The sequence below is a fragment of the Actinoplanes sp. URMC 104 genome, assembly GCF_051386375.1.
Classification (GTDB): domain Bacteria; phylum Actinomycetota; class Actinomycetes; order Mycobacteriales; family Micromonosporaceae; genus Actinoplanes.
Genome location: NZ_JBPQTO010000007.1, coordinates 76575 through 94980 on the forward strand (window position 1 = coordinate 76575; position 18406 = coordinate 94980).

17 protein-coding genes and 1 pseudogene are annotated in these 18406 nt (G+C 74.0%); 10 read left to right on the plus strand and 8 right to left on the minus strand.

Annotation, left to right across the window (positions count from 1 at the left end; genetic code table 11):
- Nucleotides 1-59 precede the first annotated feature (59 nt).
- Complete coding sequence (locus tag ACSNN8_RS22065; protein ID WP_436651164.1) at nucleotides 60-2495, plus strand: hypothetical protein; 2436 nt, start codon at nucleotides 60-62, stop codon at nucleotides 2493-2495.
- 99 nt (nucleotides 2496-2594) lie between these two features.
- Nucleotides 2595-2960, plus strand: a complete 366-nt coding sequence (locus ACSNN8_RS22070; RefSeq protein WP_436651165.1) for a hypothetical protein — start codon at nucleotides 2595-2597, stop codon at nucleotides 2958-2960.
- Here the strand turns inward: ACSNN8_RS22070 and ACSNN8_RS22075 are convergent.
- From ACSNN8_RS22075 to ACSNN8_RS22085, 3 genes are read right to left on the minus strand one after another with little or no spacing between them, the layout of a single operon-like run.
- Entirely contained in the window at nucleotides 2957-4345 is a 1389-nt protein-coding gene (locus ACSNN8_RS22075; protein WP_436651166.1) for a right-handed parallel beta-helix repeat-containing protein, read from the minus strand. The genes ACSNN8_RS22070 and ACSNN8_RS22075 overlap by 4 nt on opposite strands.
- Nucleotides 4342-5331 (minus strand): glycoside hydrolase family 26 protein, encoded by a 990-nt coding sequence (locus ACSNN8_RS22080; RefSeq protein ID WP_436651167.1) that lies wholly within the window; start codon nucleotides 5329-5331, stop codon nucleotides 4342-4344. The genes ACSNN8_RS22075 and ACSNN8_RS22080 overlap by 4 nt, the downstream gene beginning before the upstream one ends.
- Nucleotides 5328-6140, minus strand: coding sequence for a polysaccharide deacetylase family protein (locus ACSNN8_RS22085; protein WP_436651168.1), 813 nt, complete (start codon nucleotides 6138-6140; stop codon nucleotides 5328-5330). Before ACSNN8_RS22085 ends, ACSNN8_RS22080 begins: the two co-directional genes overlap by 4 nt.
- Before the next feature lie 161 nt (nucleotides 6141-6301).
- Between ACSNN8_RS22085 and ACSNN8_RS22090 the strand changes: the two genes are divergently transcribed.
- Together ACSNN8_RS22090 and ACSNN8_RS22095 are read left to right on the plus strand one after the other, a co-directional pair.
- Entirely contained in the window at nucleotides 6302-6523 is a 222-nt protein-coding gene (locus ACSNN8_RS22090) for a hypothetical protein (protein WP_436651169.1), read from the plus strand.
- A gap of 125 nt (nucleotides 6524-6648) precedes the next feature.
- Nucleotides 6649-7254 (plus strand): hypothetical protein, encoded by a 606-nt coding sequence (locus tag ACSNN8_RS22095; protein ID WP_436651170.1) that lies wholly within the window; start codon nucleotides 6649-6651, stop codon nucleotides 7252-7254.
- Here ACSNN8_RS22095 and ACSNN8_RS22100 read toward each other — a convergent pair.
- Nucleotides 7243-8016 (minus strand): ScyD/ScyE family protein, encoded by a 774-nt coding sequence (locus ACSNN8_RS22100; RefSeq protein ID WP_436651171.1) that lies wholly within the window; start codon nucleotides 8014-8016, stop codon nucleotides 7243-7245. The genes ACSNN8_RS22095 and ACSNN8_RS22100 overlap by 12 nt on opposite strands.
- 94 nt (nucleotides 8017-8110) lie before the next feature.
- On the opposite strand from ACSNN8_RS22100, the gene ACSNN8_RS22105 reads away from it, so the two are divergent.
- Together ACSNN8_RS22105 and ACSNN8_RS22110 are read left to right on the plus strand one after the other, a co-directional pair.
- A complete protein-coding gene (locus tag ACSNN8_RS22105; protein ID WP_436651172.1) occupies nucleotides 8111-8791 on the plus strand; it encodes a nucleoside/nucleotide kinase family protein in 681 nt (226 codons plus the stop codon).
- Between the two features lie 18 nt (nucleotides 8792-8809).
- Entirely contained in the window at nucleotides 8810-9991 is a 1182-nt protein-coding gene (locus ACSNN8_RS22110) for a metallophosphoesterase (RefSeq protein WP_436651173.1), read from the plus strand.
- 5 nt (nucleotides 9992-9996) lie between these two features.
- Here ACSNN8_RS22110 and ACSNN8_RS22115 read toward each other — a convergent pair whose 3' ends face one another.
- Together ACSNN8_RS22115 and ACSNN8_RS22120 are read right to left on the minus strand one after the other, a co-directional pair.
- A complete protein-coding gene (locus tag ACSNN8_RS22115) occupies nucleotides 9997-10677 on the minus strand; it encodes a maleylpyruvate isomerase N-terminal domain-containing protein (RefSeq protein ID WP_436651174.1) in 681 nt (226 codons plus the stop codon).
- On the minus strand, nucleotides 10674-11615 hold the full coding sequence (locus ACSNN8_RS22120; protein ID WP_436651175.1) for an aminoglycoside phosphotransferase family protein: 942 nt from the start codon (nucleotides 11613-11615) through the stop codon (nucleotides 10674-10676). Before ACSNN8_RS22120 ends, ACSNN8_RS22115 begins: the two co-directional genes overlap by 4 nt.
- A gap of 120 nt (nucleotides 11616-11735) precedes the next feature.
- Between ACSNN8_RS22120 and ACSNN8_RS22125 the strand changes: the two genes are divergently transcribed.
- Nucleotides 11736-15218, plus strand: coding sequence for an ATP-binding cassette domain-containing protein (locus tag ACSNN8_RS22125; protein WP_436651176.1), 3483 nt, complete (start codon nucleotides 11736-11738; stop codon nucleotides 15216-15218).
- A 43-nt stretch (nucleotides 15219-15261) separates the two neighbouring features.
- Here the strand turns inward: ACSNN8_RS22125 and ACSNN8_RS22130 are convergent, their stop codons facing one another.
- Nucleotides 15262-16158 carry a hypothetical protein gene (locus ACSNN8_RS22130; RefSeq protein ID WP_436651177.1) on the minus strand — a complete coding sequence of 299 codons (897 nt, stop codon included), beginning with the start codon at nucleotides 16156-16158 and terminating at the stop codon, nucleotides 15262-15264.
- Nucleotides 16159-16222: 64 nt separating this feature from the next.
- Complete coding sequence (locus tag ACSNN8_RS22135; RefSeq protein WP_436651178.1) at nucleotides 16223-17149, minus strand: S1C family serine protease; 927 nt, start codon at nucleotides 17147-17149, stop codon at nucleotides 16223-16225.
- Nucleotides 17150-17393: 244 nt separating this feature from the next.
- Here ACSNN8_RS22135 and ACSNN8_RS22140 point away from each other — a divergent pair, with 244 nt between their 5' ends.
- The 3 genes and pseudogenes from ACSNN8_RS22140 to ACSNN8_RS22150 all read left to right on the plus strand — a co-directional run bounded on the left by ACSNN8_RS22140 (nucleotide 17394) and on the right by ACSNN8_RS22150 (nucleotide 18374).
- On the plus strand, nucleotides 17394-17648 hold the full coding sequence (locus ACSNN8_RS22140) for a peptidoglycan-binding protein (protein WP_436651179.1): 255 nt from the start codon (nucleotides 17394-17396) through the stop codon (nucleotides 17646-17648).
- A gap of 32 nt (nucleotides 17649-17680) precedes the next feature.
- Nucleotides 17681-18133: pseudogene (locus tag ACSNN8_RS22145) on the plus strand (TIGR03089 family protein); the annotation flags it as partial.
- 52 nt (nucleotides 18134-18185) lie between these two features.
- Nucleotides 18186-18374 (plus strand): hypothetical protein, encoded by a 189-nt coding sequence (locus ACSNN8_RS22150; protein ID WP_436651985.1) that lies wholly within the window; start codon nucleotides 18186-18188, stop codon nucleotides 18372-18374.
- Nucleotides 18375-18406: the final 32 nt, after the last annotated feature.

Here is an 18406-nt window from a genome sequence, read left to right on the forward strand (position 1 = left end):
CGCGTTGCCCGTGACGCGTCCCGGGCGCCAGCGCCACGACGTACGGAGGCCCAGAACCAATGCAGCAACGCTCGGCAGACAAGCCGGACCAGCCGGTCGGTGACTCCACCGTCCGGATCGTGGTCGGCGCCGCCGGCGAGGCCAGGCCGGCACCAGACGCGACGGCGGTCATCTCCACCGTCGACAAGGACGCGACGACCCGCCTCGAGGTCGGCGACAAGACCGTCCGGATCCCGGTCGGCCCGGACGACTCGTCGGAGACCCGCTTCATGCCCGCCCCCGTGCCCACCACGGGCGGGCCGGTCGGCGCCCTGGCCGAGCAGCCGGCCGCGGCCGACCACGAGACCGGCGCCGACCACCGGCCCGAGTTCGCGCTGGCCGGCGTCGTCGCCGCCGTCGCGGGCCTGCTGGCCCTGGTGGTCCCCGAGGGGCCGCTGAGCCTCGCGCTGCTGCTCGTGCTGGCGCTGTTCGGCCCGGGCGCCGCCCTGCTCTCCGTGGCCAACGTGCGCAGCCGCCTGGTCTCCTGGGCGCTCACCGTGGCCGGCAGCCTGTCGGTGCTCACGCTGCTCGCGGCGATCACGCTGTGGTTGCGGGTCTGGCAGCCGGCGCTCTGGATCGGCGTGCTCGCCGGCGCCACGCTGATCGGCTCGGCGTACCAGTTCTTCCGCCTCACCCGGGCCGGCGTGCCGCTCATCCTGGGCCGGGCCGGCAAGCCGCACGCCACCGTCGACAACGGGGTCGTGCTGGGCGCCATCCCGTTCGTGACGCTGCTGGCCGGCGTCGGCCTGTGGATCCTCGCGCTCGCCCAGCTCTCCCCCGACGAGGTCGGGCTCTACGGCTTCAGCGCCGCGCTCGGCGTGCCGTTCGTGGTCGGCATGCTGCTGCTGTTCATCGGCTTCGCGGTCGAGCTGTTCGGCCGTGCCCGCCCGCTCGTGCTGGCCGCCACCCTGGTCGTGCTGCCGATCGTCATGCAGGCCACCGTCCCGCTGCTGGACGGCACCATCGAGTACGCCTGGACGTACAAGCACGTCGGCGTCGTCGACCTGATCCGCGACAACGGCAGCCTGATCAGCGGCAGCGACATCTACCAGCAGTGGCCCGGCTTCTTCTCCGCGGTCGCGATGCTCTCGCACATCTCCGGCATCGACGCCATCTCGTTCGCGGCCTGGTCGTCGCTGACGTTCGCGCTGATCACCTCGCTGATGACGGCCGCGCTGCTGCGCCAGTTCACCCAGGACCGGCGGATCATCGCGCTCGCCGTGCTGCTGTTCCAGGCGTGCATGTGGGTCGACATCGGCTACTTCTCGCCGCAGGCCCTGGTCTACGCGCTGATGCTGGCCTTCTGGGTCATCGTGGCCCGCTGGCTGATCGGCGCGCCCGAGATCAAGGCGGAGCCGAAGGGCCGCATCGGCCGGCTGCGCGCCTGGCTGGTGCAGGGCATGCCGCCGCGGATCCCGGCCGACGCCCGCACCCGCCGCTGGGCGGCCCTGGGCGCGACCGGCATCTTCGCCGCGATCGTCGTGTCGCACCAGCTGAGCCCGGTGCTCATGATGGTGCCGCTGTTCGCGCTGACGATCCTGGGCATCCTGCGCCCCAAGAAGTTCCTCGTCGGCCTCGTGGCGCTCATGCTGATCTTCTTCGTGCCCCGGCTCGGCTCGGTGAACAGCCAGTACAGCCTGTTCAGCTTCGACCTGCTGTCGAACGCGTCGGGCAACTCGGCCAGCTGGAAGACGCCCGAGCAGGAGTTCTCGGCGACGGTCGCCCGCGCCCTGGCGATCGGCCTGTGGCTGGCCGCGCTGGTGGCGATCTTCCTGTCCCGCAAGAAGCTGGGCCGGGTGCTGGTGCCCGCGGTGATCGGCTTCCTGCCGATGGTCACGCTCGTCGCCGGCAACTACGGCGGCGAGGCGATCTACCGGGTGTTCGCCTTCTCGATGCCGTTCGTCGGGCTGCTGATCGGCGTGCTGTGGGCCGGCAAGGGCCGCCGGGGCGTGCCCGCGATGCTGGCCTCCGGCGTCATGCTGACCGTGCTGCTGCTGGCCGGCCTGCAGGGCCTGCAGGGCCAGCTCATGGTCCACCAGGTGCGGGCCACCGACATCGACGCCGCGGAGTACTTCTACGCCAACGCGGAGCCCGGCTCGGGCCTGATCCTGGTGGCGCCGAACTTCCCGACGAAGCTCGAGGCCAACTACGGCGACTTCAACAAGGGCCACGTGTCGGTGGACATCTCGCTGATCGGCGACCCGCTGTTCACCGGCAACCTCAACGGCAGCCGACTGCCCGACATCGAGACGTACATCCGGTCGATGAACTACCCCACGAACTACCTGGTGGTCAGCGACGCGATGGACGACTACACCGACTACTTCGGCACCGCGCAGGACGACGCGATGCAGTCGCTCGACGCGGCGCTGCGGGCCTCGTCCAACTGGAAGGTCTTCTACCAGGGCCCCGGGGTGGCGATCTTCCAGCTCACCGGTCAGGCCGCCGCGAACTGACCCGCACGACTCGCGCCGCCCGCTCCCGCCCTCGGCGGGGGCGGGCGGTTTCGTGAGTGAAGGCACCATCCGCACCCGGTGTCCGGATAGCCTCTAGCCGTGAAGCTGAAGTTCAAGATGAGCAGGCGGGCCCTCACCGTGCTGGCGGTCGCCGGCCTCGCGGGCGTCGCCCTGCTCGTCAGCCAGGCCCGCGGCGGCGGGACCGAGGAAGCCGGCACCCTCGACAACGCCGCGGTGCGCGCCTGCGACGACTTCGCCGCCGGCGCCGGCCGGGCCCGCAGCGACACCGCCCGCCTGGCCCTGGCCGACAAGGTCACCGCGTCGGCCGCCGAGACCGAGAACGACGCGATCCGCAACCGCGCCCTCGAGCTGGGCCGCCGCGCCGACGAGACGAACGCCGACTGGCGCACCGCCTCCACCGCCCTCACCAAGGCCTGCCGCGACGCAGGCTGGCGAACGCCCTAGCGCTTGAGCTGCGAGGCCTTGTCGAAGCCGGTGCGTGAGACCCACTGGTCGTACGGGACGGAGGCCTCGGAGGTCGAGCCGTTGAGCACGGCGAAGTTGTTGTCGCCGGTCTCGTACGTGTTCTTGTCGATCACCATGTTGGGCGAGGCGCCGCCGTCGATCTGCAGGCGGAAGACGGCCGCGCTGTCGTTGCGGGTCACCGTGTTGCCGGTGATGCGCAGGCCCTCGATGCTGCCGGCGAAGTCCGAGCCGGTGGCCATCAGGAACGTGAACTTGTCCATGTTGCTGAAGGTGTTGCCGCTGACCGTCAGCCCGGCCGCGCACCGCAGCACCAGCCCGGTGTCGTTCTCGAACCCGGCCGGCCCGGTGCCGCCGACGGCCTTGTTGCCGGAGAAGACGTTGTTGGCGCAGCCGCCGCCGTTGCCGGTGCCGGTCTCCATCACGCCGTCGTTGGCCTCGAACGTGTTGCCGCTGATCGTGACGTTGGCGGCGTCGTAGATCTCCATGCCGCCGCCGTCGATGCCGTAGTCCTGCGACGGGCCGTGGTTGCGGCGCACCTTGTTGTCGCGGAACACCGGGCCGGGCTTGGCCGACAGGAACGTGGCCGACAGGCCGTACCCGCCGAAGTCGTCGCCGTCCTGGTCGCTGTTCTGGATGATCCGGTCCTGGTCGTGCACGTCGTTGTTGTCGACCAGCACGCCCTTGCCGCCGCCGGTCACGCCGATGCCGGCGCCGTTGTTCATGACCTCCGAGCCGGTGACCCGGACGTCCTCGGAGTCGGTCACCAGGATGCCGTAGCACCCGACCGGCAGGCCGGCCGCGTTCTCGCCGTGGCTGTCGCGCACGGTGACCCCGCTGATCGTCACCTTGCTCGTCTTGTGCACGCGGATGCCGCTGCCGTGGTCGCCGTTGATGTTGACGTCGGCGTTCGGCTTGGGCACGCAGCCGCGGACGGTCAGGCCGGTGATGGTCGTGCCGGCGGCCCCGACCAGGATCCCGTCCCGGACGCCCGAGACGCCCTCGACGGTCGCGTGCTCGCCGGGGGCGCTGGTCACGGTGAGGTTCGGCCGCGAGACGACGAACGGCGCGTACGTGCCCTCGCGCACGAAGATCTTCGACCCGGCGGGCGCCACCTGCACGGCGTGCGCGATCGACTTCCACGGGTCGCCGGGGCTGCCGTCGGCGTCGTCGGAGCCGCGGGTCGACACCCAGTAGCCGGGTCCGGCGGCTTCGACGTCGGGCGCGCCCTCGTAGAACCAGGTGCGGTATCCGGCGGCCACGGCGCCGGTGAGCACCAGCACGACGAACAGGGCCAGCCACCGGCGGCGGGGACCGGACGGGGCGCGGTGGTTGGGGCGGCCCGTCCGGTGTGCTCCCCCGGTCACCCGGTGAAGACCGGGTCGTTCGACATCGCCTTGTAGGCCGCCAGCGTCGCGGCCGTCGAGTCGATGCGCCAGTTCTCCCGCGAGCTCGGGTGCGTGTCGGTGTCGAACCAGACCGCCGCGCCGACCGCGGGGTGCGCCTTCATCCAGTCGCGGAACGAGGTGATCCAGTCGGGCTTGGTGCTGCCGCCCCGGTCCACCGCCGAGACCTCGCTGATCATGATGGGCTTCCGGGTCGCGTACGTGGCGTAGAACTCGTCGAACATCTCACCCGGCGACTGGGTCTGGGCGAAGCCGGACACCCCGGCCCAGTCGACGTACTCATCACCCGGATAGTAGTTCGTGTAGGCGTTCCAGGACTCGCCGGGCCGCGAATTCCAGTTGGGGCTCCACACCCACGACACGTTGTCCGCGCCCTCGTCGCGGAAGATGCCGTGGATCCGCCGGTACGCCTTGACGTAGCCCGCGGTGTCGCGGTTGTTGGCCGGTCCGCCCCACTTGTAGAAGTCGCGGTTCATGTCCCACGCCCAGCGGATCAGCGTGGGCCGCTTCCGCTGGGCCATCCGCCGCGCGGCCTTGGCGATCAGTTTGTCCGCGCCGCCGCCGAGGACCTCGGAGTAGGCCGGGCCCCGCCACGACAGCATCAGCGTGCTCTTCGAGGGCACGTACGCCACCGAGACCGGCAACGGGTCGGTCCACGACAGATAGCGGTGCACGATGCGTTCCGGGCGCCCCAGCTGACGGCGGCGCAGGGCGATCCCCGCGCCGGCCCCCAGACCTTGCAGATCGACGTACGCCCCCAGCATGACCTTGCCGCGCTGGAACGGCACCGCCCCGCCGCCCTCGGTCACCACGGCCTTCGCGGACGAGGCGCTGCCCGTGGCGGGCGGGTGCGACGCCACCGGCGGCACCGTGTCGTTCGACCGGTACGTCTCGCAGCCGGCCAGCGGCACGGCGGCCGCCAGCCCCAGCAGGGCCCGGCGCCTCATGTGAGGTTGCGCCCGAACGCGCGGGCCACCTTGCGCACCGCGCGCCACCCGGGCTGCGCGAGCTGCTTGGCCCGGGGGATCAGCCCGCCCTCGCCGCGCCGGACGAGCTCGACCAGGTCGGCGCCGCGGTGGTCGGGGGTGGGCTGCAGCCGCGGGACCGCCAGACGCTTCTCCCCCGGCGTGTGCAGCCGGCGGCCGACCTCGGTCGCGTTCTCGTGCCCGGTGGCCGCCACGATGTCGCGGACCCGCCGGCTGTTGTAGCCGTGCGGGTAGGCGAACGACCGCACCTTGAGCTGCAGGCGCTGCTCGAGCTCGTCGTGGCTGCGGGCGATCTCGTCGCGCAGCTGCCGCGCGGGCAGCACGTCGAGCGGGTGGTGGATGAGGCTGTGGTTGCCGATCTCGACGCCCGCGGCGGCCACCTCGCCGAGCTCGTCCCAGGTCAGCATCGGCCCGAAGTCGGGAGCCCAGCGGCCCAGCCACCCGGCGGTGCCGCCCAGGTGGCCCACCGACGCGTACAGGGTCGCGCCGGCGCCGGTCTCGCGCAGGATCGGCACGCCCTCGGTGAGGAAGTCGCGGTAGCCGTCGTCGAACGTGACGGCCAGCAGGCGGTCGGTGCTGCCGGCGGCCAGCAGGTCGAGCGCCTCGGTGAGGCCGACCAGCCGGTACCCGGCAGCGCTGAGCGCCTGCAACTGCTCGCGGAGCAGCGCGGGCGGCACCGCGAGGTCTCGCATCGGCCCGCCCACGGCGGACACGGAGTGGTACATGAGCGCCGGCAGGGTGGCCCAGCCCGGCCTCGTCGTCACGGTCACGCGGTCGTCCTCGTACGCCTTGTGGTCTGAGGTTCCACGCTAGGCGGAACCGGTGCGCATGGTGCGGGTTTCGGGTCGATCCCCCTCTGCCGAAAGTCGTACCGACCGGTCCCGCTCCGGGCGGAGGCGCGCGGGGTTCCCCACCCGGAAGGGTGAAGGGTATGACATTCGATCCGTTGCGCTGCGCGGAGGCTACTTGTCAGGCGGCCGTCGTGCTAGGGGTGACCCTGCTGCCGGCCGCCTGGCGCGCCCTCGACGGCGACCTGGCGGCCGTGCTGGCGGCGATGTTCGTGGTCGTCGCGGCGGGCATCTATGCGTTGCACGCCCTCACGTACGACTCGTTCCGGCTCACCGGCCGGAATTTCCGCAGCAGACGGCCCTGATCGGTGAACCGTCGCGCCGCCGGACCCGTACCCCCGGTCGACGACGGTCCTTCACTCCCCGGGGGCGACGGCATATGTTCCGATTGATCCAGCTGCAGGCCGAGAGCGGTGTTCCGCACATCAGTGTGGCTTCCGACGGATTCACCAGTGCCCGGACCGCTCTGACCCGATATCGCAGCGCCCCCGCCGCCTACTTCGGGGTCGGCCGCTTCGACCACGAGGGCACGCTCGCCGAGATCATCCTCGACCGGCTGTGCGGCCCGCTCGGAGACTGCCCCCGGCCGGCGACGCTCGTGCACGCCGCCACCTACTACCGCCTGTGCGAGACCTGCGCGTCCGGGCTCGACGTGCTGACCGTGCCCGAGCTCGCCCGGCTGCTCGGCATCGCCTGCCGCCTGGCCCCGGTGCCCGCGCGCGCCGGGCGGCACGCCGCGCCCGAGGAGCCGTCGCCGGCGGGCAACCGGATCGCGCGGGAGTTCGCCACCCGCGTCGACGACCCCCGGTGGCGCCGCGAGCTCTGCGCCGAGCTGGTGCACACGCCGGGCGCGGTCAATGGTCTGCTGATCGGGCTGGGCGCGCTGACCCACCGCGACGTGCTCGACCTCTACCCCCGGCTGCGCGAGCTGGCCGACGAGCTGCCCGCGGCCGTCCGCGAGGAGCTGTCGCGCGCGACCGCACGCCCGCTGTCGCCCGCGGGCGTGGCCGGGCTGCGCCTCGGGCTACCCGGCTAGGACGATCTTGCGTACGGTCCCCTCGCCCGCGCAGTCGCCGCAGGTCGAGACGTACGCGATGCCGCCGCGCACGGTCAGGTCGGAGGGCGCGGTCAGCCCGTCGGCGGCGACGGTGCGGTGCCGCCCGTCCGGGGAGATCCGCACCAGCGCGCCCGCGCGGTCGCCGCTGAGCAGGCCGTGCCGGGCGATCTCGAGCGCGTACAGCCCGCCCGGCCCCCACGCGAGGTCCACCACGGCGGTGAGGCCGCCCGCGTACACCTCGGGCGCGCGCCCGGGCACGACGCGCCAGACGCGCGCCCGCCCGGGCGGGAACGGGAAGCCGGTCAGCTCGCCGACGTAGAGCGCCCCGTCGGGCCCCCGGGCGACCGCGCTGGGCACCGCGGGCATCCGCACCGGCATGCCGCGCGGCGTGCCGTCGGGCAGCCGCGCCGGCGCCGGCACCATGCGGCTCGGGAAGCGGGCGACGGTGGCCCGGCGCCCGCGCGGCGTCAGCCGGATCAACGTGTCCCCCTCGGTCACGTAGACCCGGCCCCGCCGGTCCACCGCGGAGCCGAACGGCCCGGCCGCCACCCCGGCATCCCGGGGCTGCACCGGCTCCGGCGCGCTCGCCGGTGAAGCCGCGCTCGCCAGTAAAACCGCGCTCGCCGGTGAAGCCGCGCTCGCCAGTAAAACCGCGCTCGCCGCTGGAACCGCGCTCGCCGGTGAAGCCGCGCTCATCAGCGTGACCGCCATCGCGGCGGCCACGGCACTCGCAGTGATCATGTTGTTCCCCCGTGGTTCCCCGCACCGGTATAGGGCCTCGCGGCGCCCGGGTGGAGACACGTGTCCTCGATCCGACGCGGTTACCGTGATCGCCATGACGCTGACGTTCGACGCGCTGGTCTCGCGGGCCCGGAATCTGGTCGCCGACGGCCGCCGGGCGGTGCTCGGCATCGCCGGGCCGCCCGCCGCCGGCAAGACCACGCTCGCCGAGGAGCTCGTCGCCGCGCTCGCCCCCGCGCCGCCGCCCGGGCTGAGCGCCGGGCAGTGGGTGGCGCACGTGCCGATGGACGGCTTCCACCTGGCCGACGTCGAGCTGGAGCGGCTGGGGCGCCGCGACCGCAAGGGCGCGCCCGACACGTTCGACCCGCTCGGCTACGCCGCCCTGCTGCGCCGGCTGATCGAGGACCGGGACGAGCTGATCTACGCGCCCGGGTTCGAGCGGGTCATCGAGCAGCCGATCGCCGGCGCCATCCCGATCCCCCGCGCGGCCCGGCTGATCGTCAGCGAGGGCAACTACCTGCTGCTGGAGGCGGCCGACTGGCGGCCGGTGCGCGAGCTGCTCGCCGAGGTCTGGTACGCCGACCTCGACCGGCCCGAGCGGCTGCGCCGGCTGATCGAGCGGCACGTGCGCTTCGGCAAGGACGAGGCCGCGGCGACCGAGTGGGCGACCGGCACCGACGAGCGCAACGCGGAGCTGATCGCCGCCACCCGGACGGCCGCCGACCTGGTGGTGCCGGCCGGGCTGCTGCGCGGAGTGGGCAGTCCCCCGTCCTGAGGTGTCATAGTTCAACTCGTGTCCGTGGGTGAAGCAGTCGAGACCGAGCCGCGCCGCCGGCGGCCGGGGCGCGCGATCCGGTTCGCGCTGACCCTGGCGGTGGTGCTGCTGCTGCTGTTCGGGGTGCCGTGGTGGACGCTGATCTGGGCGCCCGACCTGGCGCGGGTCGCCGGCACGGTGGTCTTCGCGGTGGCGGTGGCCGCGTTCCCGGCGCTGATGGTCGCGGGGCACGGCTCCCGGCATCGCGACGGTCCCGCGGTCGTCGCGGACACGATGCTCGGCGTGGTCTGGGTGCTGTTCGTCTGGTCCCTGCTGGGCCAGCTGCTCGGCCTGGTGCTGCGCCTGGCCGGCGTCGACGACCCGGCGCGCTCGCGCGTCGTGGCGGCCGCGGTCGCGGTGGTCGCGCTGGTCCTGCTGGTCTGGGGCTACGCCGAGGCCCGGCGGGTGCCGCGGGTCCGGCGGGTCGAGGTCGTGCTGCCCCGGCTCGGCCGCGGCCTCGACGGGCTGCGGCTGGTGCTGCTCACCGACACGCACTACGGGCCGATCGACCGGGCGCGCTGGTCGCGGCGCGTCACCGAGGTCGTCAACACGCTCGACGCCGACCTGGTCGCGCACACCGGGGACATCGCCGACGGCGAGGTCGCCCAGCGCCGCGAGCAGGCCGCCCCGCTCGCCGACATCCGGGCGTCGCTGGGCCGCGTCTACGTGACCGGCAACCACGAGTACTTCAGCGGCGCCCAGCGCTGGGTCGAGCACATGGCCGCGCTGGGCTGGGAGGCGCTGCACAACCGCCACGTGGTGGTCGCCCGCGGCGGCGACTCGCTGGTCGTCGCGGGGGTCGACGACCGTACGGCGGCCGGCTCGGGCGTGCCCGGCCACCACGCCGACCACGCGGCGGCGCTCGAGGGCGCCGACCCGTCACTGCCCGTGCTGCTGCTGGCCCACCAGCCGGCGCAGATCGCCGGCGCCGTCCGGCACGGCGTCGACCTGCAGATCTCCGGTCACACCCACGGCGGGCAGATGTGGCCCTTCCACTACTTGGTGCGCCTCGACCAGCCGGTGCTGCAGGGGCTGTCGCGTCACTCCGAACGCACGCAGCTCTACACGAGCCGCGGGACGGGGTTCTGGGGGCCGCCGTTCCGGATCTTCGCCCCCAGCGAGATCACGCTGCTGACGCTGCGAGCGGGCCGGGCGGAGTAGCGGCCTCAGCCGAGGACGGGGAGCTTGCCGGTGAGCTCGGGGGCCTCCGCCTGCTGCCGAGCATCCGGCCGGACGCGCCCGGCGCCGAGGAGCACGGTGGTGTCGTCCGCCCACGAGCCCGGTGCGGCGCGGCCGGCCAGGGCTTCGACGGTCGAGCGGGCGAGCCGCAGCGCGGCGGGTGCGGGCGGGGGCAGGGTCAGCTCGCGCCCCAGGTCGAGGTGGTGGACGGCCAGCTCGACGGCCCAGGTGGCCAGGAAGTCACCGCTGCTCAGGACGTGCCCCTGGAAACGCACGGCGCCGGGCTCGAGCCGCGCGGTGGCGGCGCGGACGCCGGCCACGGTCGGCAGCAGGTGGCGCACCGCGCCGGACGGCCGCCGGTAGGCCGCGCCCAGCAGCCGGACGAACCGTATGCCGGCGACCTCGTCGGCCTCGTCGTCGGTGGCCGGCGGCGGACCCTGCCAGTACGTCGCGGCGTCGGTGCCGGGTTGCTCGCCGGTGCTGCTCACCAGCCCCAGCAGCATTTCCTGAAGCCCGAGGTGGACGTGGACGACCACGTCGCCGACGGTCCAGCCGGTGCAGCGGCTGGCCGCCATGAGGTCGCGGTCGCCGAGGTCCCCGGCACAGGTCACGAACGCGTCCAGCCCGGCCAGGAACGCCGCCCGCGCCTCGTCGTGATCAACATTCATGTCCGTCCACGCCTCCCCTGCCGCGATCCTCCGAGTGGTTCTCCGGACGCTATGCCGTCGGCCGCGGCCAGCATGTCGCGGGCCACCGGCTGCACGCCGAGCGCGGTCAGGACCAGGCCGGTGCTGACCCGTTCGGCCAAGCCCCACTCCCAGATCGCCGTGGGGTCGGTGCCGGTGCGCGCGGCCAGCCATCGGGCCCGGTCCCACGGGTCACCGGCCATCAGCTCGACCGGGTCCTCGCGCATCAGGACCCCCAGGTCGCACTCCGGCTCCGCCCACAGGCCGTCGGGGTCGACGAGCTTGAAGCCGTCGCCGTGCCGCAGCGCGTTCCACTGATGGACGTCGCCGTGGTTGAGGACGGCCCGCGCCGGGTCGTGGGCGCGGCGGCGGCTCTCCGCGGCGGCCAGCGCCTGCTCGACCGCCGCCCGGGAGCACGGCCGCCCGAGCGCCGCCCACCTGCGCCGGATGCCCGCGGACAGCTGGGCGGCCCTGTCCGCCCCGGTCGGCAGGGGAATCGCGGAGTCCTGCGCGGGATGCGAGCGCCGGACCGCGGCGGCCAGGTCGCAGAGCAGCTCCAGACGCCGCGGCTGGGGCAGGCCGAGCGTGGACATCGCGGGGCCCAGACCCTCGATCAGGAGCGCGCCCCGCGCCGGGTCGCACCGGAGCAGGCGGGCGCACCCGCTGCCGGATGCCAGCCGCAGCACGGCGATCTCGTGATCCGCGGCGTTGCCGGGGCGGGGCACGACGAGCTTGAGCACGGCCGGAGTGCCGTCCGGCCGGGTGGCCGCCACGACGTACGCCTCGGTGGCGTCGCCGTAGGAGTCGCCGAGGCGCAGTCCCCAGCGACCGGCCAGCTCGGCGGCCAGCGCGGGCAGGGCGGCCAGCCAGGCCGTGGCCCCGGCTTCCAGGGCCTTGGCGCGTACGGCTGCGGGAACCACGACGACCGATGGTGACAGGCGCCATGCCGGTGCGCGACGTAATTCCGTTGAACACCATCTGCCGGGTTGTGAGGATGGAAGCACCGCCACCCCACCCCACCCCCGCAGAGGACGATCTCCATGCGCCTGCTTCGCGACTTATGGGCCACCTCGAGAGGCCGCACGGCGCTCGCCGCGGCGCTCGTGCTGGTCGGGGCGGCGGGGTCGGCGGGCGCGCTGGCGCTGGCCGGCCAGGTGCTCGTCAACCGGTCGGCGCCGCTGTTCGGGGTACTGGCGGCCGCGCTGGTCGCCTCGGTGCTCAGCGACGTCTTCGTGGGGCTGGTGGCCGCGCGGCTCACGGCCGACTGGGCGGCGCGGATCCGGCGCGGGCTCAACCGGGTGGCGTTCGGGCAGGACCTGCCGACGCTCGAGAACACGCCGGTCGGCGAGCTGCTCGACCGCATCGACGCCGACGTCTACGAGGTGGGCGCGCAGCTGCGCGGCAGCGGGGTGCGGATCGCGCAGTCGGTGGCCGTCGCGGTGTTCTCGATCGTGACCGCGTTCTTCGTGTGGTGGCCCGCGGGCATCGGCATGGTGATCGTGTCGATCATCCTCTACCTGGCGCTGAGCAAGCCGATCCAGCGCATCTCGCCGCTGCGGATCTCCGAGGAGGAGGCCTGGTCGGATCTGGCCGCGGTGATGGAGGAGTCGATCCACGGTCAGGACGACGTCCGCACCAGCCTGGCGGCTCCCTACGTACGGCGGCTGTACGCGCAACGCGCCGCCGAGGTGCTGCGGCGGGGGCGGCTCGTCTGGCGCTCGTCCGCGCGCATCACGATGGGGGCGGGCGCGATCACCCGTACGCTCATCGCGGTTCTCGTCGTCGTCGGCGCGTGGGCGCTGATCAACGAGCACATCGACGGCGCGCGGCTGACGGCGGTGTGGCTGCTCGCGCTCGGCTTCGGCGGCACGCTCGAGCACGTCACCCGCATGGTGCCCGAGCTGCAGAACGCGCTGGGCGCGTGGAGCCGCGTGCAGCTGCTGCAGGACGTGCCGCAGGAGCCCACCGAGGGCGTGCCCCCGGTGGACGGCGACCTGGTCGTCCGCAACCTGACGTTCCGTTACGGCGAGGCGGACAGCACCCGGCCGCCGGCGCTGCGCGACATCAGCCTCACGTTCGCGCGCGGCCGGTCGTACGCGCTCATCGGCCGGACCGGGTCGGGCAAGTCCACGCTGGCCAAGGTGCTGACGCGGGCGGTCGACGTGCCCCGCGGCAGCGTGTTCCTGGGCGGGGTCGACCTCAACGACCTCGACGTGGAGGGCCTGCGCCGCTGGACGGCGATCGTTCCGCAGCGTACGGAGATCCTCGCCGGCACGCTGGCCGAGAACATCGCCCTGTTCGACGCCGCGCTGCTGCCCGGGGCGGCCCGTGCGCTCGACGAGCTGGGGCTCACCGCGTGGGCGGACAGCCTGCCCGACGGCCTCGACACCAAGCTCGGCGAGGGCGGCTACAAGCTGTCGGCCGGTCAGGAGCAGCTGGTCGCGTTCGCCCGCATCCTGGTCCGCGACCCGCACGTGGTGATCCTCGACGAGGCGACCGCGCGGATGGACCCGGTCACCGAGTCGTGGGTGCAGCGCGCCACCGACCGCCTGCTCGCCGGGCGCATCGGCGTGATCGTGGCGCACCGGCTGTCGTCCGTGCAGCGCTGCGACGAGGTGGTCGTGCTCGCCGACGGCGAGGTGCTCGAGGCGGGCCCGCTGCGCGAGTCGCGGCGCTTCGCCGAGCTCATGGCCAGCAGCAACCTGGCGGTCCCGGCGACCACTTCGGGCGGCGGCGCCGTGCTGGTCGAGGAGCACGACTGGGACACCGCGGCCCGGGTCGAGCTGGGCGCCGAGGCGCTGGCCAACACGCTGCCCCCGCTCGATCCGCCACCGCTGCCGGAGCCGCCGCGCGCCCGCACGATGCGCGAGATCGCCCGGCTGACCATGAACGACAAGCGGTACGGGCTGGGCGCGGTCTCGCTGTTCGTCTTCCTGGTGCTGCTGGGCCTCGACGGCGCGATCCTGCCGCTGCTGTGGGCCGACGTCGTCGACGACGCGGGCAGCCCGCTGTACCCGGCGATCGGCATCGCGGCCGGGCTGATCGTCGCGATCCCGACGCTGTACTACACGGGCGCGTGGTTCCCGGAGTGGTGGGTCCGCCAGATGCTGCGGATCAGCCTGCGCCTGGTGCACGGCCAGATCGGCCCGCGCCGGGTCAGCAAGCACACCCCCGCCGAGGTGGTCGCGCAGGGCGGCGACACCGAGCGCGTGGTCATGCTCGCCGACAACCTCATCGACAACGCCACCAGCCTGGTGATGATCGTCGCCATGACGCTCGCGTCGCAGTCGTTCGTGCCGGCGCTGTTCTTCCTCGGCACGATGGTCGTCTCGGGGCTGGCGGCCACGCTGTTCGGCCCGCGGCTCGAGACGGCCGCCCGCCGCACGGTGGCCGCGCGCGCGGCGTTCGCCACGGCCCTGGTGTCGTCGCTGTCGGCTGCCCGCACGGTTAAACTCGCGGGCGCCACCGAGCCGGTGCTCGACCATCTGGCCCGCCTCGACGGCACCCGCAGCGAGCTGCAGCGGCGCGAGATCGCCATCCAGGTGTGGGCGCGCTCCACCCCGTCGATCGCCAGCGGCCTGCTGCCGATCGCAGCCTGGGGCATGTACCTGTCCGGCTCGCTGTCGGCGGCGGCCACCCTGATCGCGGTCGCCACGCTGGGCGCCGCCCGCTGGTTCGCCTGGACCACGGCGTCGCTGGTGTCGCAGCTGCCCTCGGCCCGGGTGTGGACCCGCCGCACGGTCGCCATGACCGGCGTGGCGGAGTACTCGGCCGACGTGCCCGGCGTCGACCTGGCGGCCGGCACCGCCCCCGCGCCGCCGACCGCCCCGCGCAACCCGCTGCGCAAGCTGGAGCTGCGCGGGTTCAGCGCCGTGCACGAGAACGGCACGGTCGGCGTCCAGGACGTCGACCTGACGGTCACGCGCGGCGAGCTGGTGCTCGTGGTGGGGCCCGTGGGCTCCGGCAAGTCGTCGCTGCTGCGCGCGCTGGCCGGCATCGTGCACCACGTCGGCGAGCTGCGCTGGAACGGCGAGCCGGTCGGCGAGCCCGAGGTGTTCCTGCGGCCCAACCAGGTCGGCTACGTGGCCCAGCTGCCGCGCGTGCTCTCCGGCACGGTCGCCGACAACATCCGGCTCGGCCACGAGGTGGACGCCGCCGACGCGGTGTCCACGGCGCAGCTCGAGCACGACCTGGCGGCGGCCGGCGGCGGGCTCCAGCTGCTGATCGGGCACAAGGGCACCCGGCTCTCCGGCGGCCAGCTGCAGCGGCTGGCGCTCGCCCGGGCCCTGGCGCCGCGCACCGAGCTGCTGATCGCCGACGACGTGTCCTCGGCGCTCGACGTCACCACCGAGCTTGACCTGTGGCGGGCGCTGCGCTCCCACGGGGTCACGGTGGTGGGCTCGACCTCCAAGCGGGCGGCGCTGAGCCAGGCCGACCGGGTGGTCGTGCTGATCGCCGGCAAGGTCGAGGACCAGGGGACGTGGCGGGAGCTGGAGGACCGCTGGGGCCACCTGGCGGGCTGACCGGGGCCGCTCGCGGCGATGGTCGCCGGCTCGCCGCGGGCGCCTACGGGGTCGGCGGGCGTTCCGGCGAGCCACCGGAGGCGGGCGGCGGCACGAACGGGCCCGGCGGCGCCGGCGCGGGCGGCGGCACGAACGGGTCCGGCGGCGCCGGCGCGGCCGGCGGACCGAACGGCGACGGCCCGGGGGCGGGGACGAACGGCGGCGGGCTCCAGAATGCGGGCGGCATCGGCGGGTGGAACGGCATGGGGCCGTACGTCTGCCTCGGCGGGTTGGCGCCCGCGCGGTCGGGGCGGAAGTAGCGGTTCGCCGGCCCGGTGAGCAGCAGCACGGCGGTGGCGATGGCGAACAGGAAGGCGACCGCCAGCGACGTGCCGCGGACCGCGTCGTACGCCAGCGACCATCCCCCGCCGTCGAGCGTCCAGAGGCGGTCGTAGAAGCCGCCGTCCTCCCAGGCGAAATCGTCGAAGCCGGCGTCCTCGCCCACCGGTGCTGGCTCCTCCTCGAGCGGACCGGCGAGCAGACCGAAGAGCAGCAGGCCGGCGAGACCGATGAAGCTGCCGAACACGCACGCCAGCAGCAGCAGTCCGATCGGGGCGGCGAGACCGACCCAGGTCAGGATGCGGGCCACGTTGTTGCCGCGGCGCACCCACAGCACGGTGATGCCCAGCCACAGCGCGAGCACGGTGAGCGGCAACCCGGCCACGAGCAGGCCGGTCACGTTGCCGTCCCGCTCGGAGGCCACATCCAGCGGGTCGGCGGTGGTGGTGCGGGCCGCCTCGTCGATCAGGCCGTCGTAGCGCACGGCATCGGCGATCGACACCCCCACGGCGAGCAGCAGGAGCCCGACGAGCGCCACCTGGAACCAGAACGCGACGGTGACCACCGCCGGGCGGGGCGGCGCGGGCGGGGCGGGGGCCGGAAGGACGGCAGCCGGATTCACCAGCGAACCGTACGGTCCCGGCTCCTCGCCCGGCAGGCCCGCTCGGCCACATTCCCCTCGACCCTCAGCCGATCCGGGACTGCATCTGCTGGATCGCGGCGGTGACGGTGCCGGCGGGGATGGCGAAGCCGACCCCGATGCTGCCGGTCGAGTCCTCGCCGGCCGTGGCGATCGCCACGTTGATGCCGATCACGTGGCCGGACAGGTCGACCAGCGCGCCGCCGGAGTTGCCCTGGTTGATGGCGGCGTCGGTCTGCAGCAGCCCGGTGAGCTGCTCACTGCCGCCGCCGGTCGCGGACTCGGTGGCGGTGCTGATGCTGCGGTCGAGCGCCGAGACGATGCCCGAGGTGACCGTGTTCTCGAGGCCGAGCGGCGCGCCGAAGGCCAGCACGGTGTCACCGACGGCGACGCTGTCGTCGGTGCCGAACGTGACCGGAGTGAGCCCGGACAGACCGCTCGCCTGCACGAGAGCCAGGTCGTGGGTGGTGTCGGTGGCCACGACCTGGGCGGGAACGGTCTGTCCGGTCGACAGGCGGACGCTGACGGTGCCGTCGCTCTCGACGACGTGGTTGTTGGTGAGGATGAGGCCGTTCGAGCCGATCACGACGCCCGAGCCGAGCGACGACGAGCGGGCGTCGTCGACCATCACGGTGACGACGCTGGGCTGCACCGCCTTCACGATCGCGGCGAGGTCATCGCCCTCGGTGACGGTCGTCGTGGCGGCGGACGCGGTCGACGCGGTCGCGGCGGTGTCCGGGTGGTCGATCAGGTAGCGCTCGGCGACCACGCCTCCGGCGGTGCCCCCGGCGCCGATCAACGCGAGCACCGCGGCCCCACCGGCCAGGCGGCGCGGCCACCGCCGGTCGCCGGGTGAGGGCGGTTCCGAGGGTACGAACGGCGGCGCCGGCGGCGGGGGCGGGGACACGTGGTCGTGGTAGCGGTCGCCGCTGGTGTGGTCGGGGTGGGTGGGCCGGGTCATCAGGTCGGTCATGGCGACGCCTCACTTCGTTGGCTGGTAGGGCAACAGTGGCTCCGGACCTTGTCGGCAGCCGGTGAGGCGTCTGTGGGTTGGCTGTATGCGGCGGATCACGACCGCCCTCGATGCCCCGGCCGCCGGGCACACCCGCGGGTCGGCCGAAAGTCGCACCGGCGCACAGCACCTCGCGACGCCGGTCCGATGTCCCGCACAGCTCGCCGCCCGATGCTGGAGTCACCCAACCGGCAGGAGGCACGAGATGTCCGCACGAGCGATGCTCACGGTGGTCGGCACGGCGGTCGGCGGCGTGATCGGCTGGAACGCTCCCCCGCCGCCCGACCCGGCCTGCGTCCGCGAGCTGCTGGCCGGGGCCGGCATGCCCGCCGGCGCCGACCTCCCCGAGGCAGTGCGCGCGTTCCAGACCCACGCCGGCCTGATCCCCGACGGCGTCGCCGGCCCCCGCACCGTGCACGCCCTGACCACGTACTGCCGCCGCCTCGACCGGGCCGCCTGAGCCGCTCACCCGGCCGTGCCTAGGCTGCTCGCATGACGGCGGCCGACCTGATCACGTACTACGACGACGCGACCGGCGAGCGGACCGGGCTGTCCGCGGGTGAGCTGGGCGGCTGGGCCGCCGCGACCGCCGCGCTGCTCACCGAGGAATGCGGGCTCGGCCGGGGCGACACCGCCGCCGTGCTGCTGCCGCCCCACTGGCAGACCGCGGCCGTGCTGCTCGGCGCGTGGGCGACCGGGCTGGAGCTGTCGATCCGCGGCTGGGCCACCGCGGGGCTCGAGCCCGCCGGCGACCCGCTGGACGTCACCTTCGTGCACCGCAGCCGCATCGGCAGCTGGCTCGACGACGTTCCGACCGGCCGCCACCGGTTCGCGCTCGGCTCCGCGCCGCACGACGTGCCCGACGGCTACCTCGACTTCGCGACCGCGGTGCGCCCCCCGTCTCGGCACGCCCGCCCCGCGGCTTCGGCCGGACGAGACCCTGCCCGCCACCGTCGACGGCACCACGTACGCCCAGTTCGCTCAGGTGGCGGCCGGTGTGGCCGAGCGCCACGGCCTCGGCGCCGGCGACCGGGTGCTGATCGACGCGGCGGGGCCCGAGCACCCGCTGATCTGGCTGCTGGCGCCGCTGTCGGCGGGCGCGTCGATCGTGCTCTGCGCGCACCTCGACGAGGCACGGCTCGACGAGCGGATAGCGGGCGAACGCGTCACCAAGATCCTCCGTTGAGCTCGTCCACAGGGGACGAGCGTCTCATAGAG

Excerpts from the sequence above, each read along its gene's own strand:
- ACSNN8_RS22065 (WP_436651164.1), top strand. The coding sequence starts at position 60 with ATGCAGCAACGCTCGGCAGACAAGCCGGACCAGCCGGTCGGTGACTCC.
- ACSNN8_RS22080 (WP_436651167.1), bottom strand. The coding sequence starts at position 5,331 with ATGAGGCGCCGGGCCCTGCTGGGGCTGGCGGCCGCCGTGCCGCTGGCC.
- ACSNN8_RS22090 (WP_436651169.1), top strand. The coding sequence starts at position 6,302 with ATGACATTCGATCCGTTGCGCTGCGCGGAGGCTACTTGTCAGGCGGCC.
- ACSNN8_RS22100 (WP_436651171.1), bottom strand. The coding sequence starts at position 8,016 with ATGATCACTGCGAGTGCCGTGGCCGCCGCGATGGCGGTCACGCTGATG.
- ACSNN8_RS22105 (WP_436651172.1), top strand. The coding sequence starts at position 8,111 with ATGACGCTGACGTTCGACGCGCTGGTCTCGCGGGCCCGGAATCTGGTC.
- ACSNN8_RS22115 (WP_436651174.1), bottom strand. The coding sequence starts at position 10,677 with ATGAATGTTGATCACGACGAGGCGCGGGCGGCGTTCCTGGCCGGGCTG.
- ACSNN8_RS22125 (WP_436651176.1), top strand. The coding sequence starts at position 11,736 with ATGCGCCTGCTTCGCGACTTATGGGCCACCTCGAGAGGCCGCACGGCG.
- ACSNN8_RS22135 (WP_436651178.1), bottom strand. The coding sequence starts at position 17,149 with ATGACCGACCTGATGACCCGGCCCACCCACCCCGACCACACCAGCGGC.
- ACSNN8_RS22140 (WP_436651179.1), top strand. The coding sequence starts at position 17,394 with ATGTCCGCACGAGCGATGCTCACGGTGGTCGGCACGGCGGTCGGCGGC.